At 70.5% G+C, this 23,993-nt stretch carries 21 protein-coding genes; 12 read left to right on the top strand and 9 right to left on the bottom strand.

Going from position 1 to position 23,993, the window contains the following annotated elements:
* Nucleotides 1-4 precede the first annotated feature (4 nt).
* Both J2X63_RS15170 and J2X63_RS15165 read right to left on the bottom strand, forming a co-directional pair.
* On the bottom strand, nt 5-598 hold the full coding sequence (locus J2X63_RS15170) for a gamma carbonic anhydrase family protein (RefSeq protein WP_309978732.1): 594 nt from the start codon (nt 596-598) through the stop codon (nt 5-7).
* 7 nt (nt 599-605) lie between these two features.
* The gene (locus J2X63_RS15165; protein ID WP_309978730.1) at nt 606-1,544 is read right to left on the bottom strand and encodes a COX15/CtaA family protein; all 939 of its coding nucleotides are present in this window, start codon (nt 1,542-1,544) and stop codon (nt 606-608) included.
* A gap of 247 nt (nt 1,545-1,791) precedes the next feature.
* Here J2X63_RS15165 and sufB point away from each other — a divergent pair, with 247 nt between their 5' ends.
* The 5 genes from sufB to J2X63_RS15140 are packed head-to-tail and all read left to right on the top strand — an operon-like array spanning nt 1,792 to nt 5,904.
* The gene (gene sufB / locus J2X63_RS15160; protein WP_309978728.1) at nt 1,792-3,210 is read left to right on the top strand and encodes a Fe-S cluster assembly protein SufB; all 1,419 of its coding nucleotides are present in this window, start codon (nt 1,792-1,794) and stop codon (nt 3,208-3,210) included.
* Nucleotides 3,211-3,224: 14 nt separating this feature from the next.
* Nucleotides 3,225-4,394: a Fe-S cluster assembly protein SufD gene (sufD, locus tag J2X63_RS15155; protein ID WP_309978726.1), complete on the top strand. Its 1,170-nt coding sequence runs from the start codon at nt 3,225-3,227 to the stop codon at nt 4,392-4,394.
* Between the two features lie 2 nt (nt 4,395-4,396).
* Nucleotides 4,397-4,723, top strand: a complete 327-nt coding sequence (locus J2X63_RS15150) for a non-heme iron oxygenase ferredoxin subunit (protein WP_309978724.1) — start codon at nt 4,397-4,399, stop codon at nt 4,721-4,723.
* Nucleotides 4,724-4,773: 50 nt separating this feature from the next.
* A complete protein-coding gene (sufC, locus tag J2X63_RS15145; protein ID WP_159599804.1) occupies nt 4,774-5,553 on the top strand; it encodes a Fe-S cluster assembly ATPase SufC in 780 nt (259 codons plus the stop codon).
* A 21-nt stretch (nt 5,554-5,574) separates the two neighbouring features.
* On the top strand, nt 5,575-5,904 hold the full coding sequence (locus tag J2X63_RS15140) for a metal-sulfur cluster assembly factor (protein ID WP_309978722.1): 330 nt from the start codon (nt 5,575-5,577) through the stop codon (nt 5,902-5,904).
* 54 nt (nt 5,905-5,958) lie between these two features.
* On the opposite strand, the gene J2X63_RS15135 is transcribed toward J2X63_RS15140, so the two are convergent.
* A complete protein-coding gene (locus J2X63_RS15135; RefSeq protein ID WP_309978720.1) occupies nt 5,959-7,998 on the bottom strand; it encodes a M3 family metallopeptidase in 2,040 nt (679 codons plus the stop codon).
* Nucleotides 7,999-8,095: 97 nt separating this feature from the next.
* Between J2X63_RS15135 and J2X63_RS15130 the strand changes: the two genes are divergently transcribed.
* Nucleotides 8,096-8,929, top strand: a complete 834-nt coding sequence (locus J2X63_RS15130; protein ID WP_309978718.1) for a methyltransferase domain-containing protein — start codon at nt 8,096-8,098, stop codon at nt 8,927-8,929.
* Between the two features lie 30 nt (nt 8,930-8,959).
* Here J2X63_RS15130 and J2X63_RS15125 read toward each other — a convergent pair whose 3' ends face one another.
* The 4 genes from J2X63_RS15125 to J2X63_RS15110 form a co-directional block, all read right to left on the bottom strand.
* The gene (locus J2X63_RS15125; protein ID WP_309978716.1) at nt 8,960-9,184 is read right to left on the bottom strand and encodes a hypothetical protein; all 225 of its coding nucleotides are present in this window, start codon (nt 9,182-9,184) and stop codon (nt 8,960-8,962) included.
* A complete protein-coding gene (locus J2X63_RS15120) occupies nt 9,184-9,630 on the bottom strand; it encodes a GNAT family N-acetyltransferase (protein WP_309978714.1) in 447 nt (148 codons plus the stop codon). Before J2X63_RS15120 ends, J2X63_RS15125 begins: the two co-directional genes overlap by 1 nt.
* 10 nt (nt 9,631-9,640) lie before the next feature.
* A complete protein-coding gene (gene valS, locus J2X63_RS15115) occupies nt 9,641-12,223 on the bottom strand; it encodes a valine--tRNA ligase (protein ID WP_309978711.1) in 2,583 nt (860 codons plus the stop codon).
* Between the two features lie 141 nt (nt 12,224-12,364).
* Nucleotides 12,365-13,714 carry an MFS transporter gene (locus tag J2X63_RS15110; RefSeq protein ID WP_309978709.1) on the bottom strand — a complete coding sequence of 450 codons (1,350 nt, stop codon included), beginning with the start codon at nt 13,712-13,714 and terminating at the stop codon, nt 12,365-12,367.
* 75 nt (nt 13,715-13,789) lie between these two features.
* Here J2X63_RS15110 and J2X63_RS15105 point away from each other — a divergent pair, with 75 nt between their 5' ends.
* From J2X63_RS15105 to ndk, 5 genes are all read left to right on the top strand, one after another.
* Nucleotides 13,790-14,185: a GntR family transcriptional regulator gene (locus J2X63_RS15105; RefSeq protein ID WP_309978708.1), complete on the top strand. Its 396-nt coding sequence runs from the start codon at nt 13,790-13,792 to the stop codon at nt 14,183-14,185.
* Between the two features lie 229 nt (nt 14,186-14,414).
* Nucleotides 14,415-17,723 carry an isoleucine--tRNA ligase gene (gene ileS, locus J2X63_RS15100; RefSeq protein WP_309978706.1) on the top strand — a complete coding sequence of 1,103 codons (3,309 nt, stop codon included), beginning with the start codon at nt 14,415-14,417 and terminating at the stop codon, nt 17,721-17,723.
* Entirely contained in the window at nt 17,720-19,117 is a 1,398-nt protein-coding gene (locus J2X63_RS15095; protein ID WP_309978704.1) for a folylpolyglutamate synthase/dihydrofolate synthase family protein, read from the top strand. The genes ileS and J2X63_RS15095 overlap by 4 nt, the downstream gene beginning before the upstream one ends.
* Nucleotides 19,114-19,539: a DUF4233 domain-containing protein gene (locus J2X63_RS15090; RefSeq protein WP_309978702.1), complete on the top strand. Its 426-nt coding sequence runs from the start codon at nt 19,114-19,116 to the stop codon at nt 19,537-19,539. The genes J2X63_RS15095 and J2X63_RS15090 overlap by 4 nt, the downstream gene beginning before the upstream one ends.
* A complete protein-coding gene (gene ndk / locus J2X63_RS15085; RefSeq protein WP_159602070.1) occupies nt 19,536-19,958 on the top strand; it encodes a nucleoside-diphosphate kinase in 423 nt (140 codons plus the stop codon). The genes J2X63_RS15090 and ndk overlap by 4 nt, the downstream gene beginning before the upstream one ends.
* A gap of 42 nt (nt 19,959-20,000) precedes the next feature.
* Here the strand turns inward: ndk and J2X63_RS15080 are convergent, their stop codons facing one another.
* Nucleotides 20,001-20,627, bottom strand: coding sequence for a vitamin K epoxide reductase family protein (locus tag J2X63_RS15080; protein ID WP_309978700.1), 627 nt, complete (start codon nt 20,625-20,627; stop codon nt 20,001-20,003).
* Between the two features lie 277 nt (nt 20,628-20,904).
* Between J2X63_RS15080 and J2X63_RS15075 the strand changes: the two genes are divergently transcribed.
* On the top strand, nt 20,905-23,550 hold the full coding sequence (locus tag J2X63_RS15075; protein WP_309978698.1) for an Rne/Rng family ribonuclease: 2,646 nt from the start codon (nt 20,905-20,907) through the stop codon (nt 23,548-23,550).
* On the opposite strand, the gene J2X63_RS15070 is transcribed toward J2X63_RS15075, so the two are convergent.
* Nucleotides 23,536-23,829, bottom strand: coding sequence for a DUF4031 domain-containing protein (locus J2X63_RS15070; RefSeq protein WP_309978696.1), 294 nt, complete (start codon nt 23,827-23,829; stop codon nt 23,536-23,538). The genes J2X63_RS15075 and J2X63_RS15070 overlap by 15 nt on opposite strands.
* Nucleotides 23,830-23,993: the final 164 nt, after the last annotated feature.

Raw genomic sequence — 23,993 nt, 5'->3', positions numbered from 1 at the left:
GGCGTCAGTCGATGACCTCGTCGTCGTCGTGGGCGGCGTAGAACTCCGACTGGCGTCGCATGATCTCGCGCATGCCCTCCTCGACGGGGACGCCGTAGACGGTGCCCACGAAGTCGAGCCCCCGCTGCACGTCCCAGATCTCGTCGTGGCGTTCGGGCGGGAGGATGCGGGCCGGGTCGCCGACCGCGACCCACGCGATCGGCACCACCTCGCCGGCCGGGATGCGGGTGTTCACCTGCACGACGCCGTTGATCCGCACCTCAGCGCCGGCCTCGACGACGGCGCCGGGGAAGACGGAGGCCCCGGTGGCGATGAACGCCTCGTCGCCGATGCTCGCGCCGTTCACGTGCGCGTGCGGCCCGACCAGCACGCGATCGCCGATGACCACCGGATGCCGCGACCGGGCGCGCACGAGCGCGTGCTCCATCACGACGCACTCGGCGCCGACCGTGATCGCGCCGTCCTCCGCGGTCAGCACCGCACCGTGCAGGACCCGGGTGCGCGGCCCGATGCGCACGTCACCGGACAGCACCGCCGTCGGGGCCACCGTGGCCGTGGGATCGACGACCGGGCGCCGGCCGCGATGCTCGATCAGCACGAAGGCCTCAGCGTGCGGATGCCGCGGCCGGCGCGGCGGCGGGCGCGGCTCCCGTCGTCGCGGGTCGCTTGAGGTGCAGGACGACCACCGTCATCGTCGCGGCGGTGAGCGCGGCGAGCACCATGTGCACGCCCACGGCGAGCGGCGGGAGGCCGTTGCGCGCCTGGTAGAGCCCGACCGCGATCTGCACGAGCTCGACGACGAGCAGGGCGCCCACCCAGCGCAGCGTGGGGAGCCGCAGCCCCCACGCGCCGATCAGGAGCACGACCGTGAGCGCGAGCAGGGCGTAGCCGGGCCACGCGTGCACGTGCTCGAGCACCTCCGACTCGAAGCCGTTGCGGCCCGCGGCGGCATCGCCCGAGTGCGGACCCGACCCGGTGGTGAGGATGCCGAACACGATCGTGAGCGCGAGCACGCCGGTGGTCGCGTGCGTGAGCCCCGCGTACCAGCCGGGCACCGCGAGCTCGCGTGGGCCGGGCTGCGCGTCCATGCGCACGAGGAACGCCGCGCACACGCAGACGAGGAGGAGCGACGAGACGTAGTGGAACCCGACGATGAAGGGGTTGAGCCCCGTCCACACCGTGATGCCGCCGACGATCGCCTGCGCGACGATGCCGGCGCCGACGATGAAGGCGAGCACGAACAGGTCGCGGCGCTGGCTGCGGATGCGCCAGACGAGCACGAACAGCGCGAGGGCGATGAGCCCCACGACGCCGGTCATCATGCGGTTGCCGAACTCGATCAGCCCGTGGATGCCCATCTCGGGTGTCGTGATGAGCGAGTCGGCCGTGCAGGTGGGCCAGGTGGGGCATCCGAGGCCCGAGCCCGTGAGGCGCACCGCACCGCCCGTCGCGATGATCACGACCTCCGCGACAAACGACAGCCAGGCGAAGACGCGGATCCGCCCGTCGACTCGGTCGGGCAGCCACTGGATGAAGCGGTTCACGCTGGTCGTCCTGATCCGGGTCGCACTGTGACGGCGCTGGGAGTACGGCGCACCCGACAGCGCGACCCTATAGACTTGAAGGGTTGGGAAGGCCCGCGAGGCGCGCGTCAGCGCGATGCGAGCTCCCAGCCATCTTAGGTTCGCACTGGAGCCGCCCGCACATCATCACCCAGCCAACGAGCGCCTCGACTCGCGAGGGAATGAGCCGGACTCATATCCGGTTGCACGGGAGGAGAAGAGGGAGAGCATGACGGACGTACTGATCGACCGCCCAGAACTCGAAGGACTCGGTGTCTACGAGTTCGGATGGGCCGACTCCGACGCTGCAGGGGCATCCGCACGACGCGGCATCTCGCCCGAGGTCGTCGCCGACATCTCGGCCCTGAAGAGCGAGCCCGAATGGATGCTCCAGCGTCGCCAGCGCGCGCTGCAGCTGTTCGAGCGCAAGCCCATGCCCACCTGGGGGGCCGACCTGTCGGAGATCGACTTCGACAACATCAAGTACTTCGTGCGCTCAACCGAGAAGCAGGCCCAGACGTGGGAGGACCTGCCCGACGACATCAAGAACACCTACGAGAAGCTCGGCATCCCCGAGGCCGAGCGGCAGCGCCTCGTCGCCGGCGTGGCCGCCCAGTACGAGTCCGAGGTCGTCTACCACCAGATCAACGAGGAACTCGAGCGCCAGGGTGTCATCTTCATGGACACCGACACCGCGCTGAAGGAGCACCCCGAGTTCTTCGAGGAGTACTTCGGCACCGTCATCCCGGCCGGTGACAACAAGTTCGCCGCGCTGAACACGGCCGTGTGGTCGGGCGGGTCGTTCGTCTACGTGCCGCCCGGCGTGCACGTCGAGATCCCCCTGCAGGCCTACTTCCGCATCAACACCGAGAACATGGGCCAGTTCGAGCGCACGCTGATCATCGCCGACGAGGACAGCTACGTGCACTACATCGAGGGGTGCACGGCCCCGATCTACAAGTCCGACTCTTTGCACTCGGCGGTCGTCGAGATCATCGTGAAGAAGAACGCCCGCGTGCGCTACACGACGATCCAGAACTGGTCGAACAACGTGTACAACCTCGTGACCAAGCGGGCGACCGCGGCCGAGGGCGCCACCATGGAGTGGATCGACGGCAACATCGGCTCGAAGGTCACCATGAAGTACCCGTCGATCTTCCTGATGGGCGAGCACGCCAAGGGCGAGACCCTCTCGGTGGCCTTCGCCGGTCCGGGCCAGCACCAGGATGCCGGCGCCAAGATGATCCACATGGCGCCGTACACGCAGTCGTCGATCGTCTCGAAGTCGATCGCCCGTGGCGGCGGCCGCGCCGGCTACCGCGGCGAGGTCCGCATCGACGCGAACGCGCACCACTCGGCGAACACCGTGCGCTGCGACGCCCTGCTCGTCGACACCATCTCGCGCTCCGACACCTACCCGGCGATCGACATCCGGGTCGACGACGTGCACCTCGGACACGAGGCCACGGTCTCGAAGGTGAGCGAGGAGCAGCTCTTCTACCTGATGAGCCGGGGCATGCCCGAGGACGAGGCCATGGCCATGATCGTGCGCGGCTTCATCGAGCCGATCGCCCGCGAACTGCCCATGGAGTACGCGATGGAACTCAACAAGCTCATCGAGATGGGCATGGAAGGATCGGTCGGCTAGGAATGACCGCCCAGATGACCAGCACAGCCATGCCCACGGCCGAGCAGCATGGCCTCGTCGCGCATTCGGACGGCGCCTTCGTGCCCGTGCAGACGCGCTCCGAGCGCTTCCGATCGGTGAACGTCGAGGACTTCGCCCCGGTGAACGGGCGCGAGCACGAGTGGAAGCTCTCGCCCGTCGCGGCGTTCGCCGACCTCACGGGCGGCGAGCTCGACGGCGCCCGCCTGCCGATCGAGACGACGGATGCCCCGGGCGTCGACGTCTCATGGATCGCCCGCGACGACGCGCGCATCGGCGCCGCCGGCACGCCCGAAGAGCGTGCGAGCGCCAACGCATGGACGTCGTTCGACGAGGCCCTCCTCATCTCGGTCACCGGTGAAGACGAGAAGGTCGTCGCCGTGACCCGATCCGGGCTCGGCAACGCACCCCGAGGAGCCCACACCGTCATCGAGATCGCGCCGAACAGCCGCGGACTCGTGGTGCTCCGGGGCATCGGCGACGCTCGACTCAGCGAGAACGTCGAGATCCTCGTCGGCGACGGTGCATCGCTCACCGTGGTCTCGCTGCAGGAGTGGAACGACGACGCGGTGCACCTCTCGAGCCAGTTCGCCCGGCTCGGCCGCGACTCGTTCCTGAAGCACATCGTCGTCTCCCTCGGCGGCAAGGTCGTGCGGGTGAATCCCTCGACCCACCTGGCCGAGCAGGGCGCCGACATCGAGTCGCTCGGCCTCTACTTCGCCGACGCCGGCCAGCACCTCGAGCAGCAGGTGTACGTGCACCACGACGCACCGCACACGAAGAGCCGCGTGACCTACAAGGGCGCGCTGCAGGGCGCCGGCGCACGCACGGTGTGGATCGGCGACGTGCTCATCGGCAACGCCGCGACCGGCACCGACAGCTACGAGCAGAACCGCAACCTCGTCCTCACCGACGGCACCCGTGCCGACTCCGTGCCCAACCTCGAGATCGAGACGGGCGACATCGAGGGGGCCGGGCACGCCAGCGCCACCGGCCGCTTCGACGACGAGCAGTTGTTCTACCTCATGGCTCGCGGCATCAGCGAAGACGAGGCCCGGCGCCTCGTCGTGCGCGGATTCCTCACCGAGATCGTCCAGAAGATCGGCTCGCCTGAGCTCGAAGCGCGGCTCCTCGTCGCGATCGAGGCAGAACTGCAGGTGAGCTGACCGTGGCATCCGTTCGTGTCTGCGGCGTCGACGAGCTCGGCGTCAACGAGGCTTCCCGCTTCGTGCTCGACGGCGTGGCGATCGCCGTCGTGAAGGATGCCGCCGGCGAGGTCTTCGCGATCGGCGACACCTGCACGCACGGCGACATCTCCCTGGCCGAGGGCTTCGTCGAGGACGACACGCTGGAGTGCTGGGCGCACGGCTCCAAGTTCTCGCTTCGCAGCGGCAAGCCGCTCACCCTTCCCGCCTACGAGCCCGTCCCGGTCTTCCAGGTCGAGGTCAAGGACGGCGGCGTCCACATCGATCCCTCGGTCACCCTGACCGTCTGAACCAGCTTCCGGCCCGGAACGGCCGGCTCACGAAAGAGATTCACCACCACATGTCAGTGCTCGAGATCAAGAACCTGCACGTCAACGTCGAGACCGACCAGGGCACCCGCGAGATCCTCCGCGGCGTCGACCTCGTCATCAACGAGGGCGAGATCCACGCCATCATGGGCCCGAACGGCTCGGGCAAGTCGACGCTCGCGTACACGATCGCCGGCCACCCGAAGTACCACGTCGTCGAGGGCGAGATCCTGCTCGACGGCGAGAACGTGCTCGAGATGTCGGTCGACGCCCGCGCGCGCGCCGGCCTGTTCCTCGCGATGCAGTACCCCGTCGAGATCCCGGGCGTCACGGTGACGAACTTCCTCCGCACGGCGAAGACCGCCATCGACGGCGAGGCACCGTCGGTGCGCACCTGGGTGAAGGACGTGCGCGAGTCGATGGCGAACCTGCGCATGGACTCGAACTTCGCCGAGCGCAACGTCAACGAGGGCTTCTCGGGCGGCGAGAAGAAGCGCAACGAGATCCTGCAGCTCGAGCTGCTGAAGCCGCGGTTCGCCGTGCTCGACGAGACCGACTCGGGCCTCGACGTGGACGCGCTGAAGATCGTCTCCGAAGGCGTGAACCGCGCCAAGGCGAACACGGGCCTCGGCATCCTGCTCATCACCCACTACACGCGCATCCTCCGCTACATCAAGCCCGACTTCGTGCACGTGTTCGTCGCGGGCCGGATCGCCGAGCAGGGCGGTCCCGAGCTCGCCGACCGCCTCGAGGACGAGGGCTACGACCGCTACCAGGTCGCCGAGCCCGCCGCGGCGGCCGCGGCCGAGTAGGTCGCGACTAGAATCGACATCATGGTCACCTCCCTCGCTCCCGAGCGCTTCGACCAGGTCACCGAAGCGCTGAAAGACGTGATGGACCCCGAGCTCGGCGTGAACGTCGTCGACCTCGGGCTCATCTACGACCTCGGCTGGGACGATGAGCACGATGCCCTCGTCATCCACATGACGCTCACGAGCGCCGGATGCCCCCTCACGGACGTGCTCGAGGAGCAGACGGCCGAGGCGCTCGACGGCATCGTCGACGCGTTCCGCATCAACTGGGTGTGGATGCCGCCGTGGGGCCCCGAGCGCATCACCGACGACGGGCGCGACATGATGCGCGCCCTCGGGTTCGCGATCTAGCCGAGCTCGACGAGATGCCCCGGATGCCGCCAGGCAGCCGGGGCATCGTCGCGTTCACGCCAATCCGCGCCGGCGCAGGAGCGGCTCGATCGACGGGTCACGCCCGAGCAGCGCCCTGATCGACTCGCCCGGGTCGCGGGAGCCACCGGGGTTGAGGATCTCACGTCGGTACCGGGCGCCGTTCGCCCGGGTCGCGCCGCCGTGCTGCTCGAACCACTCCATGATGTCGGCGCCGGGCACCTCGCTCCAGATATACGAGTAGTACCCGGCGTCGTAGCCGCCGGCGAAGACGTGCGCGAAGTAGGTCGTCGAGTAGCGCGGCGGCACAAGCGGGTCGTCGAGGCCGGACGCCACCAGCGAGGAGCGCTCGAATGCCGCGACATCCGCCACCCGGTCGCCTGCGCCGATGCGGTGCCAGGCCTGGTCGAGGGCGGCGGCCGCCAGGTACTCGACGAGGTCGAAGCCGGCGTTGAAACCGCGGGCGGCGGTGAGGCGATCGACGACCTGCTGCGGCATCCGCTCGCCGGTCTCGTGATGCACGGCGAACCGCTCGACCACCTCGGGCCGGAGCAGCCACAGCTCGTTGACCTGACTCGGCAGCTCGACGAAGTCGCGGTAGACGTTCGTCCCGGCCTGCGACGGGTAGCGTACGCGGGCGAGCAGGCCGTGGAGGGCATGCCCGAACTCGTGGAAGAGCGTCTCGGCCTCGTCGAACGTGAGCAGGGTGGGCTCGCCCGCCGCCGGCTTCGGGATGTTCATGTTGTTGACGACGACGGCGAGATCGCCCGTCAGCTCGGACTGCGACACCAGGGCGCTCATCCAGGCGCCGCCGCGCTTGGAGTCGCGCGTGTACGGATCGAAGAGGTAGAGGCCGACGGGCATGCCGTCCTCCTCGAACACCTCGAACACGCGGGTGTCCGGGTGGTAGCCCACCAGGTCCGCCCGCGCGGTGAAGCGCAGGCCGTACAGGAGATGGGCCGCGTGGAAGACGCCGTCGACAAGCACGCGATCGAGCTCCAGATACGGCCGGAGCTCCGCGAGGTCGAGGTCGTGCTGCTCCGCGCGGACCTGCTCGGCGAGGAAGGACCAGTCGGCGGCGACGGGCTCTCGGGCGCCGATGGCCGACGCACGCGAGGCGAGCACGTCCCGCTCGCGTGCCACGTTCCGCATGGCCGGGGCCGTGAGCTCGGCGAGGAGCCCGGTGACGGCCTCGGGGGAGCCGGAGGTCTCGCCCGCGGTCACCGCTGCCGCATGGTTCGGGAAGCCGAGGAGCCGGGCGCGCTCGGCTCGGAGCCGGACGATGTCGAGCAGGATCTGACGGGTGTCGTGCTCGGCCCCGCGGCATCCGCGCGACCGGGAGGCCTCGAGGAGCCGGTCGCGCACGTCCGACCGGGCGAGTGCCGCCAGCGCGGGCTGGCCGGTGGGAAGCACCAGGGTGAGCAACCAGCCGTCGAGCCCGCGTGTGCGCGCTGCCTCGCGGGCCGTGGAGCGCGCGCCCGCATCGAGGCCGGCGAGCTCAGACTCGTCGACGAGGTGGAGGGCGAGGTCGTTCGTGTCCGCGAGGAGGTGCTGCTGGAAGGCCGTGGTCAGTGTCGAGAGCTCGGCGTTCAGGGCCGCCAGGCGCTCGCGCGCCTCGGGGTCGAGCGCGGCACCCGCGAGCACGGCCTCCCGATGGACGCGTTCGAGGAGGTACGCCTGGTCGGGATCGAGCCCGAGCTCCTCGCGCATGCCGTGCAGCAGGCCGATCCGGGCGAACAGCCGCGGATCGAGGCGGATCGCGTCGTGGTGGGCGGCGAGGAGCGGCGCCAGCTCCGCGTCCAGCGCGTCGATCGCCTCGTCGGTGTCGGCCGAGCTCGCGTTCTCGAAGACCGGGAGCACGCGCCGCAGCAGCTCGCCCGAGCGCTCCAGGGCGACGATCGTGTTGTCGAACGACGGCGGCGCCGGATCATCGGCGATCGCCTCGACCTCCGCACGCTGCTCGTGCATGCCCTGCACGATCGCGTCACGGTAGTGCTCGGGCCGCAGGAGCGCGAACAACGGCAGCCCGTACGGGAGGGTGCTGGGTTCGAGGAACGGATTCGACGCGTCGCCCATCCGACCACCCTATGGCGTTGGGGTGGTCGGCCGCCTGCCCGTTCGCGTGGCCGGTCGCGTGGCGAGAAGGCAGCCGCCGCGGTCGTAGGCTCGGAACATGCATGGCGACGCAGAGTCCATCGAGTCCGCACCGGCCGAGGCCTACACGCACGGCCATCATGAGAGCGTCCTCCGCGTGCACTCGTGGCGCACCGTCGAGAACTCGGCGGCCTACCTCGCCCCGCACCTCGCGGCCGGCGCCCGGATCCTCGACGTCGGCAGCGGGCCCGGTACGATCACGATCGACCTCGCGCGGCGGGTGCGCCCGGGTCGGGTCGTCGGCGTGGATGCCGCCTCCGACGTCGTCGAGCGTGCGAACGGGCTCGCCGCCAGCGAGCGGGTCGACAACGTCGAGTTCCGCGTCGGCGATGCCTATGCGCTCGAGTTCGCGGATGCGTCGTTCGACGTCGTGCACGCCCACCAGGTCCTGCAGCATCTGGCGCGGCCGGTCGATGCGCTGCACGAGTTCCGCCGCGTCCTGAAGCCCGGGGGATTGCTGGCCGTGCGCGACGTCGACTACGGCGGCGTCATCTGGAGCCCCGCCTCAGCCGGACTCGACCGCTGGCTCGAGCTCTACCACGACGTGGCCGCGGGCAACGGCGGCGAGCCCGACGCCGGCCGCCACCTGAAGCGGTGGGTGCGCGAGGCCGGCTTCACCGAGATCGAGACGACGGCGACGAACTGGGTGTTCTCGACGGCTCTCGAACGCGAGTGGTGGGGCAGCTCGTGGGCCGATCGCGCCACACAGTCGCAGTTCGCGGCGCACGCCATCGAGTCGGGCCACTCGAACCCGGCCGAGCTCGACCGCATCGCCACGGCCTGGCGCGAGTGGGCGGCAGATGACGACGGCTGGCTGCTCATGCCGCACGCCGAGGTGCTCGCCCGCGCCTGACCGTGCCCGCCTGCACGAGGGCTTGAGCAGCTACCAGTCCTCGTCGGCGTCGTGCACGTCGACGATCGTGTCGCTCACGACCGTGCCGTCGTCGAGCTCGACGATGGGCCGACCCTCGAGCCAGGTGAGGGTCCAGTGCCGGCCCTCGCCGTTGCCGGGGTGCCCTGCCTCAGCCGCGGCGATGCGCGGGCGCAGGTCGGTCGGCACCGACGCCGGCGGCTCGGCGCCGAACGACCACCGGGTTCCGAGCCGCATCAGGCGTCCATCTCGTAGGTCACCCACGTCGTGCGGCGAGCGAGCTCGTCGTAGAGGCGCCGAGCGTCGGCGTTGTCCTCGGCGGTGATCCAGCTGACCCCGCCGGTGCCGACCTCGAGCGAGCGCGCATGCACGAACTCGATGAGCGCGCGACCGACTCCCGCACCGCGGGCGGCCTCGGTGACGTAGAGGTCGTCGAGGTGGATGCCCCGCGTCGCCCGCAGCGTGTCGGGCACGACGCGGAAGTGTGCGAGTCCGACCGGCGTGCCCTCGTCGTCGACCGCGAGCGCCGCGTGGAGCGGGTCGTGCTCGTCGCGGATCCAGTTCCACACGATGAGCGCCTTCGCGTCGTCGAGCTCGGTGTCGTAGAACTCGCAGTACGCCTCGAACAACGGCAGCCATCCGAAGAAGTCATCGTCGCCTGCCAGGCGGATCTCGTGTGCCATCGCGTACCCCCTACGCCTCGGATGCCTCGAACACGATGTCGCGCACCTCGAACTGCTCCGCCTCGACGAACGAGAGGGAGGCGATGCGCCCCACCGCGCGCAGGTCGGCGGATGCCGACTCGATCAGCGCGATCGCCGGCGCGGACGCCGCGATCACGGCGCTCTCGACCGGGGTCTTCTGGGATGCCTTCGCATCGGTCTTCGCACGCCGGATGCCGGTGAGCGCGAGGCTCGCCAGTTCGAGCAGCTCCACGCCGGCCTCGCCGCGTGCCGCGAGCTCGTCGACCGTGGGCCACGGCGCCACGTGCACCGACCCGTCGTTCGACCAGCGCCAGGCCTCCTCGGTAGCGAACGGGATGACCGGTGCGAAGAGGCGGAGCAGTACGCTGAGCGCGGTCTTCAACGCCGCGACGGCCGACGCCTGCTCGGGGCTCGGCGCGCCGTAGGCGCGTTCCTTCACGAGCTCGAGGTAGTCGTCGCAGAAGGTCCAGAAGAAGGTCTCCGCGGACTCGAGCGCCCGGGCGTGCTCGTAGGCGTCGTACGACCTGGTGGCGCTGGCCACGACCTCGGCGAGCTCGGCGAGCATGCTCCGGTCGACCGGCACGGTCACGGGGGCGTCGGCGCGACCGTCGAACGCGAGGATGAACTTCGCCGCGTTGAGCACCTTGATGGCGAGGCGGCGGCCGATCTTGACCTGCGTCGGGTTCTGCGGGTCGAACGCGGCATCCGTGCCCAGCCGGCTGGATGCCGCCCAGTAGCGCACCGCATCGGAGCCGTGCTGCTCGAGCAGGCCGGCCGGGGTGACCACGTTGCCCTTCGACTTCGACATCTTCTTCCGGTCGGGATCCACGATGAAGCCCGAGATCGCCGCGTTCTGCCACGGCTTCACGCCGTGCTCCAGCTCGGCGCGGAGCACCGTGGAGAACAGCCAGGTGCGGATGATGTCCTGGCCCTGCGGACGCAGCGAGTAGGGGAAGACGAGGTCGAAGAGCTCTCCGTCGCGCTCCCAGCCGCCGGCGAGCTGCGGCGTGAGCGACGACGTCGCCCAGGTGTCCATCACGTCGTGCTCACCGATGAAGCCGCCGGGCACGCCACGCTGCGACTCCTCGAAGCCCGGCGCGGGCGCCGACGAGGGATCGACGGGGAGCAGGTCGCGCGTCGCCACGATGGGCTCGTCGAACACCGGGTTCCCGTCCGCGTCGAGCGGGTACCAGACCGGGATCGGCACGCCGAAGAAGCGCTGCCGGGAGACGAGCCAGTCGCCCGAGAGCCCGCCGACCCAGTTCTCGTACCGCACTCGCATGAAGTCGGGGTGCCAGTCGATGTCGCGGCCGTGGGCGACGAGCCGCTCCTTCAGCCCCTCGTCGCGTGCGCCGTTCACGATGTACCACTGCCGGGTGGAGACGATCTCGAGGGGACGGTCGCCCTTCTCGAAGAACTTCACCGGGTGGGTGATCGCCTTGGGCTCGCCGAGGAGGTCGCCCGACGCCCGCAACTGGTCGACGACCGCCTGCTTGGCGGAGAAGGTCGTCTTGCCCGCGAGCTCGGCGAACGCGGCGCGACCCGCCTCGCTCGTGATGGCCTCTGGCGCCTCGGCGATGATGCGGCCGTCGAAGCCCATGATCGCGCGGTTGGGGAGGTTCAGCTCGCGCCACCAGACCACGTCGGTCACGTCGCCGAAGGTGCAGATCATCGCGATGCCGGTGCCCTTGTCCTTCTGGGCGAGGTGGTGCGCCACCACGGGCACCTCGACGCCGAAGACGGGGGTGGTCACGGTGGTGCCGAAGAGCGGCTGGTAGCGCTCGTCGTCGGGATGGGCGACGAGGGCCACGCACGCCGGGATGAGCTCGGGCCGACTCGTCTCGATCTCGACGATGCCGCCGTCGGGCCGGTGGAACGCCACCCGGTGGTAGTGCCCGGCCTGCTCGCGGTCCTCGAGCTCGGCCTGGGCGACGGCGGTGCGGAACGTCACGTCCCACAGCGTCGGGGCGAGCGCCTGATAGGCCTCGCCGCGCTCGACGTTGCGCACGAAGGCGAGCTGCGAGGTGAAGAGCGCCTCGTCGGCGATCGTGCGATAGGACTGCGTCCAGTCCACCGAGAGTCCGAGGGTGCGGAAGAGCGCCTCGAACTGCTGCTCGTCCTCGGCGGTGAGCCGCTCGCAGAGCTCGATGAAGTTGCGTCGGCTGATCGGCTGCTGGTCGGCGGCCCTCGTGCTCTTGTTGTCGCCGCCCTCGAAGGGCGGGACGAAGTCGGGGTCGTACGGCAGCGACGGGTCGCAGCGCACGCCGTAGTAGTTCTGCACGCGGCGCTCGGTCGGCAGGCCGTTGTCGTCCCAGCCCATGGGATAGAAGACGCTTCGACCGCGCATGCGCTGGTAGCGCGCGATGAGGTCGGTGTGCGTGAACGAGAACACGTGCCCGATGTGGAGGGAACCCGACGCGGTCGGCGGCGGCGTGTCGATCGAGTAGACGCTCTCGCGCGTGGCCCGCTCGCGGTCGAACCGGTAGACGCCGTCGCGCTCCCACGCGTCGCCCCAGACCGTCTCGAGTCCTTCGAGCGCTGGCTTGTCGGGGATGCGCGAGTGATCGGTCATGATGCTCCGGTTCGATATCGGCGGCACCGTGTCGGTGAAGAGGTGCCTGAATGTGCGACGATCCAGCCTACCGGAGACGACTCGGCCCGCCGGGAACCGGCGGGCCGAGGGGGTGCCGCTCACGCAGCGGCGGTGATGGGATCAGGCGGCGGATGCCGGCTCGGGGGTCGCCACGACGTCGGGGTCGCCGACCTCGGGCACCGGGGGCATCCGTGACGCCGCCCACGCCGAGATGAGCGTGACGGCCGACAGCAGGGCGAGGATCACGCCGGGGTGCCACCACGCGTAGCCCGTCGCCTCGCCGAGCGCGAGGGTCACGAGCGGCACGAAGCCGCCGACCGTCGCGGCGATCGCGTACGAGAGCGAGAGCGCAGAGTAGCGGAAGTGGTCGGGGAACAGGTCGTTCATCAGGCCGCCGAGCGCCGCCCACGACATGGTCGGGAGGATGCCCCCGATGATCATCGTGCCCACGAGGATCGGGAACGTCGCGAACTGGAGCAGGAAGTACATCGGGAACGTGATGAGCAGCGTGCCGAGTGCGCCCCATGCGACGACGCGCGCCGAGCCGATGCGCGTCGCCCACGATCCGAACAACGGGATGGTGATGAGCTGCAGCAGTCCGCCGATGGTCGTGGCGATGAGCAGGTCCTGGAAGCTGAAGCCCAGCTCCGCCGCGCCGTAGTTGATGGTGTACGTGTTCATCAGCGAATAGGAACCGATGCCGAGCAGCGCCGCGCCGATCGCGATGACGATCGCCACCGGGCGCCGGCGGAACATGGCGATGAAGGGCACGCGGTCGCGTCGCCCCTCGGCGACGACCTCGCGGAACACGGGCGTCTCGTCGATCGTCCAGCGGAGGTAGAGCGACACGAGCAGGAGGGGGAAGGCGATGAGGAACGGGATCCGCCACCCCCACGCCGCGAGCTCCTCGGCCGGCAGTGCGATCGTCATGACGATGAACAACGTCGCGGAGAGGATGGACCCCACGGGCGACCCGAGCTGCGGGATCGCGGCGTAGAACGCGCGCTTCACCGGCCCCGAGTGTTCGGTGGCGAGGAGGATCGAGCCGCCCCACTCGCCGCCCAGTGAGAGGCCCTGGACGACGCGCAGCAGCACGAGGAGCACGGCACCGATCCAGCCGGCCTGCGCGTAGGTGGGCAGCACCCCGATCAGGCCGGTCGCGACACCCATGATGCCGACGGTCCAGAGCAGCGTCGCGCGGCGTCCCAGCCGGTCGCCCATGTGCCCGAAGAGGACGGCGCCGATCGGCCGCACGAGGAACGCGACGGCGACCGTCGAGAAGGCGGCGAGTTGCGCGCCGAACTCGCCGAGCGGGTCGAAGAAGAGCGGCCCGATGAAGAAGGCCGAGAAGTAGGCGAAGACGTAGAAGTCGAAGGACTCGAGCGAGGTGCCGACCATCGAGGCCAACGCGACGCGTCGGGCGGGATTCGTGGGCGCGGGGGTCGCCGGGGCGGGAGGTGCAGTGGTCACGCAGTCATCCTTGCAGCGGTCGCGCGGCCGGACAATCAACTTGTTTGATTTCCCATAGAACAATACGATTTCAATGTGCTGATCCGCCTCGATCCGACCCGTGCGACACCGCTCTTCGAGCAACTCGCCGCCGGCGTGCGCGCGGCCATCATCGACGGTCGCGTCATCGGTGGCGAGCGCCTCCCGGCCGCCCGCGATCTCGGCCGGTCGCTCGGGGTGAACATGCACACAGTGCTGCGCGCGTACGGCGTGCTGCGCGAGGAGGGACTGATCGAACTGCACCGGGGGCGCGGTGCCGTCGTGGCCGTGCGCATCGGCGGGCACGCGGCGCTGGCGGGCGCGATCCACGATCTCGTCGACGAGGCCAAGCTGCACGACCTCCCCGAGAGCGCGCTGCTCGCGCTCGTCAGCGAGGCGTACCGCGGGTCTCCCGCCGCCTCGGGCGTGCTTCGGGGAGCGCGGACGCGGTAGTCTGGAAGGCAACGACTGCGATCCGGCCATCACCGGGGAGTCTTCGGAAGAACGCGAACGGATGCCGCGAGGCATCCGCTCGTCACTAGAACCGAACGGGTGGCCCGTCACAGCCGAATGAGGGGCCTCGACATCCACGGATGGCGAGGCAAGCGAGGTGGTACCGCGGCGGTGCTCGATCGAGCAGCCGGCGTCCTCGCGAGAGCATCCGTCCCCGCAAGGAGCGAGCGTGTACCCCCGTACCCCAGACGACCACGGTGTCGCCCCCTCACCCGACTTCCCCGCCGTCGAGCGCGAGGTCCTCGCCTTCTGGAAGCAGGACGGCACCTTCCAGGCGTCGATCGACCAGCGCGAGGGCTCGCCCGAGTGGGTGTTCTACGACGGCCCGCCGTTCGCCAACGGCCTGCCGCACTACGGGCACCTGCTGACCGGGTACGCGAAGGACCTCTTCCCGCGCTTCCAGACCATGCGCGGCCACCAGGTGCACCGCCGTTTCGGCTGGGACACGCACGGCCTGCCCGCTGAGCTCGAGGCGGAGCGCCAGCTCGGCATCACCGACAAGAGCGAGATCGAGGCGATGGGCATCGCGGCCTTCAACGAGGCCGCGCGCGAGGCGGTGCTGCGCTACACCAAGGAGTGGCAGGAGTACGTCACCCGGCAGGCGCGGTGGGTCGACTTCGAGCACGACTACAAGACGCTCGACGTGACGTTCATGGAGTCGGTGGTGTGGGCGTTCAAGACCCTGCACGACAAGGGGCTCGCCTATGAGGGCTACCGGGTGCTGCCGTACTGCTGGCGCGACCAGACGCCGCTCTCGAACCACGAGCTGCGCATGGACGACGACGTCTACAAGATGCGGCAGGACCAGACCGTCACGGTCACGTTCCCGCTGACTGGCGCGAAGGCGGAGTCGCTCGGCCTCACCGCCGTGCGCGCGCTCGCCTGGACGACGACGCCGTGGACGCTCCCGACGAACTTCGCGCTCGCGGTCGGGCCCGACATCGAGTACGCGGTGGTGCCAGCCGGGCCGAACGGCACGCCCGACGCGACGGTGCTGCGCGAGCGGGCCGGCGCCTCCGACACCGAGGTGCTCGGCGGCGAGTACCTCCTGGCCCGCGACCTCGTCGGCGGCTACGCGAAGGAGCTCGGCTACGACTCGGCCGACGACGCCCGCGCCGCCGTCTCGCGCACCGTGCGCGGTGCCGAGCTCGAGGGCGTCACCTACGACCGGCTGTTCGACTACTACGCCGACGTCGAGCAGTACGGCCTCCAGAACGCCTGGCAGGTACTCGTGGCCGACTACGTGACCACTGAGGACGGCACCGGAATCGTGCATCAGGCCCCCGCGTACGGCGAGGAGGACCAGAAGATCGGCGAGGCCGCCGGCATCCCGGTCGTCATCTCCCTCGACGACGCGGGCCGGTTCCTGCCGGCGGTGACGGATGTCGCGGGGCTCCTCTGGAGCGACGCGAACAAGCCGCTCACCCAGCTGCTCAAGGCCGAGGGGCGCCTGCTGCGGCAGGCGAGCTACGAGCACTCGTACCCGCACTGCTGGCGGTGCCGAAACCCGCTCATCTACAAGGCGGTCTCGAGCTGGTTCATCCGCGTGCCCGAGTTCCGCGACCGCATGGGCGAGCTGAACCAGGACATCACCTGGGTGCCCGAGAACGTCAAGGACGGGCAGTTCGGCAAGTGGGTCGCGGGCGCCAGGGACTGGTCGGTCAGCCGCAACCGCTACTTCGGCTCGCCCATCCCGGTGTGGAAGAGCGACGACCCCGAGTACCCGCGCGTCGACGTCTACGGCTCGCTCGAGGAGATCCAGCGCGACTTCGGCCGGCTGCCCGTGAACACCGCGGGCGAGCCCGACTTGCACCGCCCCTACATCGACGAGCTCACGCGGCCGAACCCCGACGACCCCACCGGGAGGTCGACGATGCGGCGCATCCCCGACGTGCTCGACGTGTGGTTCGACTCGGGCTCGATGCCGTTCGCGCAGGTGCACTACCCGTTCGAGAACCAGGAGTGGTTCGACACGCACCACCCCTCCGACTTCATCGTCGAGTACATCGGCCAGACCCGCGGATGGTTCTACGTCATGCACGTGCTCTCGACCGCGCTCTTCGACCGCCCCGCGTACAAGAACGTGGTGAGCCACGGGATCGTGCTCGGCAGCGACGGGCAGAAGATGTCGAAGTCGCTGCGCAACTATCCCGACGTCTCCGAGGTCTTCGACCGCGACGGCGCCGACGCGATGCGCTGGTTCCTGATGTCGAGCTCCGTGCTGCGCGGCGGCAACCTCGTCGTCACCGAGGAGGGCATCCGAGAGGGCGTGCGGCAGGTCATGCTGCCGCTGTGGAGCACTTGGTACTTCTTCTCGCTCTACGCCAACACGGCGCGCGAGGGCGGGTACGAGGCGACCCGCCGCACCGACTCGACCGATGTGCTCGACCGCTACCTGCTCGCCAAGCTCCGCGACCTCGTGACCGCGGTGACGGACGACCTCGAGTCGTTCGACTCCACGCTCGCCTCGCAGAAGCTGCGCGACTTCGCCGACGTGCTGACGAACTGGTACGTGCGCCGGTCGCGCGACCGGTTCTGGGCCGGCGTCGGAGAAGACGGCTCGGGTGCCGAGGCGTTCGACACGCTCTTCACCGTGCTCGAGACGTACACCCGGCTCGCCGCGCCGCTGCTGCCGCTGATCACCGACAAGGTGTGGCGCGGGCTCACGGGCGGGCGCAGCGTGCACCTGACCGAGTGGCCCGACGCCGAGGAGTTCCCGGCCGACGACGCCCTGGTCGCCGCGATGGACTCGGTGCGCGAGATCAGCGGTGCGACCCTCGCCCTGCGCAAGCAGGCCGGCCGCCGGGTGCGGCTTCCGCTCGCGCGGCTCACAGTAGTGGCGGCGGATGCCTCGGCGCTGGCGCCGTTCGAGGCCATCCTGCGCGACGAGCTCAACGTGAAGTCCGTCGAACTCGTCACCCTCGACGGCTCGAGCGCCGAGCGTTACGGCGTCACGAAGCGGCTCAGCGTCAACGCGCGCGCCGCAGGCCCCCGCCTCGGCAAGACCGTGCAGCAGGCGATCCAGGCGGCGCGCTCGGGCGACTGGACGCTCGACGGCGACCAGACCGTCGTCGCCGGCGGCATCGCCCTGGAGCCGGGGGAGTACGACCTCGTGCTCGAGGCGGGCGGCTCCGGCGACGGTTCGAGCGCGCTCGCGCTCCTCGCCGACGGCGGCTTCGTCATCCTCGACACCGCCACCACGCCCGAGCTCGAGGCCGAGGGCCTCGCGCGCGACGTCGTGCGCGCGGTGCAGGAGGCCCGCAAGGCCGCTGGGCTCGACGTGGGCGACCGGATCCGCCTCGGCCTCACGCTGGACGCGCACGGCGCGGCCGCGGCATCCGCCCATCATGCGCTCATCGCGCGCGAGACCCTCGCCACCGAGCTCGACATCGAGACCGGTGTCGACGTCTCGGGCGCCGAGGCAGCGCGCTCGGTCGGCGACGGCTCGTCGCTGCTCGTGGACCTGGAGAGACTGTGAACGACGCATCCGACGCGAACGAGGCATTCGACGACCGCGACGACCCCGAGTCCCGTGACGCGGCCGACGCCGTCTACGCGGCGCTGCTCGACCGGATCGGCGAGGGCAGCCCGCGGCCGCGCCTGGCACCGACCCGCCGCGCGGTCGAGCTGCTCGGCGACCCGCATCGGGCGGCGCCGGTCATCCACATCACCGGCACGAACGGCAAGACCTCGACGAGTCGCATGATCGAGGCGATGCTGCGGGCCTCGGGGCTGCGCACCGGACTGCTCACCAGCCCGCACCTCGAGCGGTTCACGGAGCGGATCCGCATCGACGGCGAGCCGATCGCCGACGAGGCGGTCGCCCGCAACTGGGAGGAGATCCTCCCGTTCCTCGCCATCGTCGACGCCGAGCTCGACGGAAGCGGCGAGGAGCCGCTCACGTTCTTCGAGACCCTCACGGTGCTGGCGTTCGCGTGCTTCGCCGACGCTCCCGCCGACGTGGTCGTGCTGGAGGTCGGCATGGGCGGCGAGTGGGACTCCACCAACGTCGCCGACGGCCAGGTCGCGGTGTTCACGCCCATCGACCTCGACCACCAGGCGCGCCTCGGCAACACCGTCACCGAGATCGCCCGCACGAAGTCGGGCATCATCAAGCCCGCGGCATCCGTCGTCACCGCGAAGCAGCCCGATGACGCCCTGCGCGTGCTCGAAGACGCCGCGGAGCTCACGGAGTCGACCCTCGCCGTGGAGGGCGACGCCTTCGACGTCCTCGAGTCGCGCGTCGCGGTGGGCGGGCAGCTGATCTCCGTGCGCGGGCTCGCGGGGGAGTACCGCGACATCGCCCTGCCGCTCTTCGGCCGCCACCAGGCCGAGAACGCGGCCGTCGCCATCGCCGCGGTCGAGGCCTTCATCGGCGGAGGCGCGGTGCGCCTCGCCGACGAGGTCGTGCACGACGGGCTCTCGGTCGCGGCCTCCCCGGGGCGGCTGCAGGCCATCGCCTCCGATCCGACGGTCATCGTGGATGCCGCGCACAACCCGCACGGCGCGGAGTCGCTGGTGGCGGCGCTCGACGAGTACTTCGACTTCGAGGAGGTCGTCTTCGTCTTCGGCGTGCTCGCCGACAAGGACGTCGACGGCATCGCCGCCGTCCTGGCCCGGACGGGCGGCTCGTTCCTCGTCACGCGGCCCGAGTCCGACCGGGCCCGCGAGGTGCGGGACGTGGCGGCGATCCTCGCCGCCCGCGTCGGCGCCGACCGCGTGCAGGCCGTCGATCGGCTCGACGACGCGCTCGACGAGGCGCGCGCCTGGGCGGCGGAGTCGCCGAAGCGCGCGGTGGTGGTCACGGGCTCCATCGCCCTCGTCGGCGAGGCCATGTCGATCGCCGCCGACCGTGGATGGGGCCGCGCATGAGCGACGCGCCCGCCGCCGCCGCGCCCGAGCCGGGGAGGGGCCGGCCGCGCTCGATCCGGCAGAGCCTGGCGTCCATCGTGCTGGGCTTCGAGATCATCATCGTGTTCCTCGCGGCGCTCGTGATCTGGGGCCTCGCGCCGACCGAGAACGGCTCGCTGGGGCTTCCCCCGTGGGTCGCGCTCGTCGCGGGCGGCGTGCTGATCGTCGGCCTGGTGGTGACCATCGGGCTGCTCAGGTACCCGTGGGGCTTCACGCTCGGGTGGGTGCTGCAGGCGCTCATCCTCGCGGCGGGCTTCCTCAACCCGGCGATGTTCTTCGTCGGCATCCTCTTCGGCGGCCTGTGGTGGTACTGCATGGTCGCCGGCGCCCGAATCGATCGAGACAGGACGGCGCAGGCCGCTCCGGAACAGGAACAGGAATGACCACCGGCATCGAAGAGACCCTCGTGATCGTGAAGCCCGACGGCGTCGCCCGCAACCTCACCGGCGAGATCCTCCGCCGGATCGAGGCGAAGGGCTACTCCCTCGTCGACGTCCGCATGGTGCAGCCCGACCGAGAGATCCTCGCGAAGCACTACGCGGAGCACGAGGGCAAGCCGTTCTACGAGCCGCTCGTCGAGTTCATGCAGTCCGGTCCGGTCGTGGCCATGCGCGTGGCCGGCAACCGGGTCATCGAGGGCTTCCGGGTGCTCGCCGGCACCACGGACCCCACGACCGCCGCGCCCGGCACGATCCGCGGCGACTTCGGCCGCGATTGGGGTCTCAAGGTGCAGCAGAACCTCGTGCACGGCTCGGACTCGCCCGAGTCGGCCGAGCGCGAGCTCGCCCTCTGGTTCGCCTGAGCGGATGCCGCGCCGGCCGGTCCACCCGGTCGGCGCGGCCCGTCAGCGGAAGAGGTTCTGCAGGTCGATCATGACCCGGGGGATGGCGTTCATCTGCGCCTGGGCGAGCACGATGACGATCGCGTAGCAGACCACGGTGATCAGCGGGATCCACTTGAACCATTCGCCGGCGAGCCGCTGCATCCGTGCCGAGACGGGGATGTGGCCCGTTCGGAGGTTGTGCAGGGTCACCACCCAGAACGTCGGGATCGTCACCGCCCAGGTGAGCATGCACCACGGGCACAGCACGTCGAGCGCGTAGATGCTCTGGGCGATGAGCCATCCCACGAAGACCAGCGCGCCGGCGACGCCGACGTTGAACGCGATCCAGAACCAGCGCGCGAACTGGGCTCCGGCGAGGATCGCGGCGCCGATGGCGATGACGACGGGCCACGCCATGAGGCCGATGAGCGGGTTGGGGAATCCGAACACCTCGCCCTGCCACGATCCGAGGTTCACGCCGCAGCCGACCAGCACGCCCACGTCGCACGACGGCACGAAGTCGGGATCGGCGAGCAGGGCGAGCTTGTCGATCGTCAGGCTCCACGCGGCGAGGAGGCCGAGCGCCCCCGCGATGAGGAGGAAGACGGCGACGCCGACGGGTCGGGACTGGGGGGAGGAGTCCGGCATCCTCGTATTCTGGCATGCGGTTCCACGCCAACCCTGCGCGGCCGTGCGATAATCGAAGGAGTCGTCCGGGCCGCGCCCGGCACGGCGCCAATGAAGGCTTTGAGGATGCACCGCATCCGACTGAGCGGTGAGACGCACCGCGAGACGTGGCGACACAGGCAACCTGCCGGTCGCAGCAGTGAAGGATTGGCGGTCCAGCGCACGGCGCAGGACCGCTCGAGACGAGAACGGGAGCGGATGGCGCGGCCATCCACACCGTCGTAGGAGTGCACCAGAGATGGTGGAAGGCAACGAGAACAACACGAACGAATCCGGCAGCAGCACACCGAGGCGTCGAGGCGGCCTGTTCGGCGCACGACGCGGTGGCCGAGGTCGCGGTGCCGGTGAGCGTGCCCCGCTGACGCCAGAGCCGGTCGACGCGGCATCCGCGGTCGATGCGGGCCCGACGGCGGGCTCGACGTCCGATGCCGTCGCCCCGGCGAACTCGGCGGACGCCGCAGGTGCGCACGCGACCGGCGCTGTCGACCCGTCGAACGGGGAGACCACCGAGGTCGTGGCGGACGCGCCTGACGCACCGGCGCAGCCCGCTACCGCAGCGCCGGCGTCACCGATCCCGGCCACCCTCACGACCACCTCGCTCATCTTCCACGCGCCGCCGGTGCTGGTGCCGAGCGAGCGTCCCGAGCGCGACGAGCGAGAGGGTGGAGCGCCCGCCGACGAGCCGTCGAGCGTGCGCCGCCGCACCCGCCGCCGCAGCGGCGAGGAGGGTCGCCCTGCGGGCGACGAGCCCAGCAACACGGTCGTCAAGGTGCGCAAGCCCCGCGAGCCCGAGCTCATCACGGAGCCGCAGAAGGTCAAGGGCTCCACCCGGCTCGAGGCGAAGAAGCAGCGCCGGCGTGACGGTCGCGACGCGGGCCGCCGCCGCGCGGTCATCACCGAGGCCGAGTTCCTCGCCCGCCGGGAGTCGGTCGACCGCCAGATGATCGTCCGCGAGAAGGGCGGCCGGATCCAGATCGGCGTCCTCGAGGACGGCGTGCTCGTCGAGCACTACGTCGCGCGCAACCAGGAGGCGTCGCTCATCGGCAACGTCTACCTCGGCCGCGTGCAGAACGTGCTGCCCAGCATGGAGGCCGCCTTCGTGGACATCGGCCGCGGCCGCAACGCCGTGCTGTACTCGGGCGAGGTCGACTGGGACGCTGCCGCCGAGAACGGCGAGAAGAACCAGCCCCGCCGGATCGAGCTGGCGCTGAAGCCCGGCGATCGCGTGCTCGTGCAGGTCACGAAGGACCCCGTGGGCCACAAGGGTGCGCGGCTCACCAGCCAGGTCTCGCTGCCCGGCCGCTACCTCGTGTACGTGCCGAACGGCTCGATGAACGGCATCAGCCGCAAGCTCCCCGACACCGAGCGCGCGCGCCTGAAGAAGATCCTGAAGGACGTGCTTCCCGACAACGTCGGCGTCATCGTGCGCACGGCCGCCGAGGGCGCCACCGAGGAGCAGCTCACGCTCGACGTGAACCGCCTCATCGCCCAGTGGGCCGACATCTCGACGCAGCTCGAGAAGGTCCAGGCACCGGCGCTCCTGCACTCCGAGCCCGACCTGCTCATCAAGATCGTCCGCGACGTCTTCAACGAGGACTTCCAGAAGATGATCATCGCCGGCGACGAGGCGCGCGAGACCATCGAGCGCTACCTGCGCGCCGTCGCGCCCGACCTGCTCGAGCGGGTCGAGGCCTACACGGGCGAGCGCGAGGCGTTCGACGAGTTCCGCATCTCGGAGCAGATCGAGAAGGCCCTCGATCGCAAGGTGTGGCTGCCGTCCGGCGGCTCGCTGGTCATCGACCGCACCGAGGCCATGACGGTCGTCGACGTGAACACGGGCAAGTTCGTCGGCTCCGGCGGCAACCTCGAGGAGACCGTCACGAAGAACAACCTCGAGGCGGCCGAGGAGATCGTCCGGCAGCTGCGGCTCCGCGACATCGGCGGCATCATCGTGGTCGACTTCATCGACATGGTGCTCGAGTCCAACCGCGACCTCGTGCTGCGCCGGCTCGTCGAATGCCTGTCCCGCGACCGCACCAAGCACCAGGTCGCGGAGGTCACCTCCCTCGGCCTCGTGCAGATGACGCGCAAGAAGCTCGGCCTCGGGCTGCTCGAGTCCTTCTCCGAGCCGTGCGAGGTCTGCGCCGGCCGCGGCATCATCGTGCACCACGAGCCGATCGTGAAGCACCGGGTTGCCCAGCAGGTCGAGCGCGGCGGACGCAGCCGCGGCCGAGGCGGCAACGGCGGCAACGGCAACGGCAACGGCGGCAACCAGGCCCCGGTGCCGGCGTCGACCGAGCCCAAGGCCCACACCGGCACCCACGCGATCACCGAGGACGTGAAGCACGCCCTCGCGCAGATCGCGGCGTCGACGATTCCCCACGCCGAGCACAAGCCGGCCGAGGCGGATGCCGCGGCGGCGACGGCGCCCGGCGCGAGCACGACCGGCGCCGAGGAGCCGACGGCGCGGCAGAACCGCGGCGGCGAGGCCTCGCCGTCGGAGCAGCAGCCGACGTCCGGCGGTCGCCGGCGCGGACGCCACCGTCGGGTGACCCAGGAGCAGGGCCCCGCCGAGACGACCGAACCGCCCGCCGAGCCGCCCGCGCGCGACGAGGCGGCTGCCGAGGCATCCGATGGATCGCCGCTGGTGCCGCTCGTCGAGCTGCCGCCGGTGGCCCCGCCCGAGCGCCGTCGCACGGTGCGTCCCGCCGAGGCCGAGGTGCTGCTCGACTCCGTGCTCGACGCGCTCCCCGCGCCGAAGAAGGCGGGTGAGGGCCGCGGGCGCAGCCGACGTGTGTCGACCGCCGCGCTGAGCACCGCGGGCGCCGCCCCGGTGATCACGCGTGCCGACGGCTCGGCGACCGCGGACTCAGCCGAGCGCTGAGCCGGTTCTCCGGGCGCGTCGCTCGCGCGGCGTGACCCGGAGACCGCTGGCGGCGAGCCGGCGCACGAGCTCCCGCGGGGCCACGGGCTCCGCACCGGCCGCGACGAGTTCGTCGTAGCGCTCGACCGGGACGTCGTAGTGGTCGAGGTCGAACGCACGCGGAGGCAGCCCCGAGCGCTCCGCGAAGGCGCGAAGCTCCTCGATCGAGCGATCGCTCACGAGGTGCGACCACATCGTGCCGTGCTTCGGCCAGAGCGGGGTGTCGATGAGCACGGCCATGCCGCCGATCCTACGCGGGCGCCTCGCACGACTCGCCGGGGACGCGCGTTTGACCGACCCTGTGGCATCAGGTAAACTCGACCGTTGGTGCCACCGCTTATCCCGGTGTGCCCGCACAGTTTTCTGGCAGTGACGACCCTCCTTCCCGCTGGGGTCCCGCGCAG

It is taken from the genome of Agromyces sp. 3263 (assembly GCF_031456545.1).
GTDB lineage: Bacteria > Actinomycetota > Actinomycetes > Actinomycetales > Microbacteriaceae > Agromyces.
The sequence above is the reverse complement of the archived record's forward strand: the minus strand, read 5'-3'. Positions and strand labels throughout refer to the sequence as shown.

Excerpts from the sequence above, each read along its gene's own strand:
- J2X63_RS15120 (WP_309978714.1), bottom strand. The coding sequence starts at position 9,630 with ATGGCACACGAGATCCGCCTGGCAGGCGACGATGACTTCTTCGGATGG.
- sufD (WP_309978726.1), top strand. The coding sequence starts at position 3,225 with ATGACCAGCACAGCCATGCCCACGGCCGAGCAGCATGGCCTCGTCGCG.
- J2X63_RS15125 (WP_309978716.1), bottom strand. The coding sequence starts at position 9,184 with ATGCGGCTCGGAACCCGGTGGTCGTTCGGCGCCGAGCCGCCGGCGTCG.
- J2X63_RS15090 (WP_309978702.1), top strand. The coding sequence starts at position 19,114 with ATGAGCGACGCGCCCGCCGCCGCCGCGCCCGAGCCGGGGAGGGGCCGG.
- ndk (WP_159602070.1), top strand. The coding sequence starts at position 19,536 with ATGACCACCGGCATCGAAGAGACCCTCGTGATCGTGAAGCCCGACGGC.
- sufC (WP_159599804.1), top strand. The coding sequence starts at position 4,774 with ATGTCAGTGCTCGAGATCAAGAACCTGCACGTCAACGTCGAGACCGAC.
- J2X63_RS15080 (WP_309978700.1), bottom strand. The coding sequence starts at position 20,627 with ATGCCGGACTCCTCCCCCCAGTCCCGACCCGTCGGCGTCGCCGTCTTC.
- J2X63_RS15130 (WP_309978718.1), top strand. The coding sequence starts at position 8,096 with ATGCATGGCGACGCAGAGTCCATCGAGTCCGCACCGGCCGAGGCCTAC.
- J2X63_RS15075 (WP_309978698.1), top strand. The coding sequence starts at position 20,905 with ATGGTGGAAGGCAACGAGAACAACACGAACGAATCCGGCAGCAGCACA.
- valS (WP_309978711.1), bottom strand. The coding sequence starts at position 12,223 with ATGACCGATCACTCGCGCATCCCCGACAAGCCAGCGCTCGAAGGACTC.
- J2X63_RS15070 (WP_309978696.1), bottom strand. The coding sequence starts at position 23,829 with ATGGCCGTGCTCATCGACACCCCGCTCTGGCCGAAGCACGGCACGATG.
- sufB (WP_309978728.1), top strand. The coding sequence starts at position 1,792 with ATGACGGACGTACTGATCGACCGCCCAGAACTCGAAGGACTCGGTGTC.
- J2X63_RS15135 (WP_309978720.1), bottom strand. The coding sequence starts at position 7,998 with ATGGGCGACGCGTCGAATCCGTTCCTCGAACCCAGCACCCTCCCGTAC.
- J2X63_RS15140 (WP_309978722.1), top strand. The coding sequence starts at position 5,575 with ATGGTCACCTCCCTCGCTCCCGAGCGCTTCGACCAGGTCACCGAAGCG.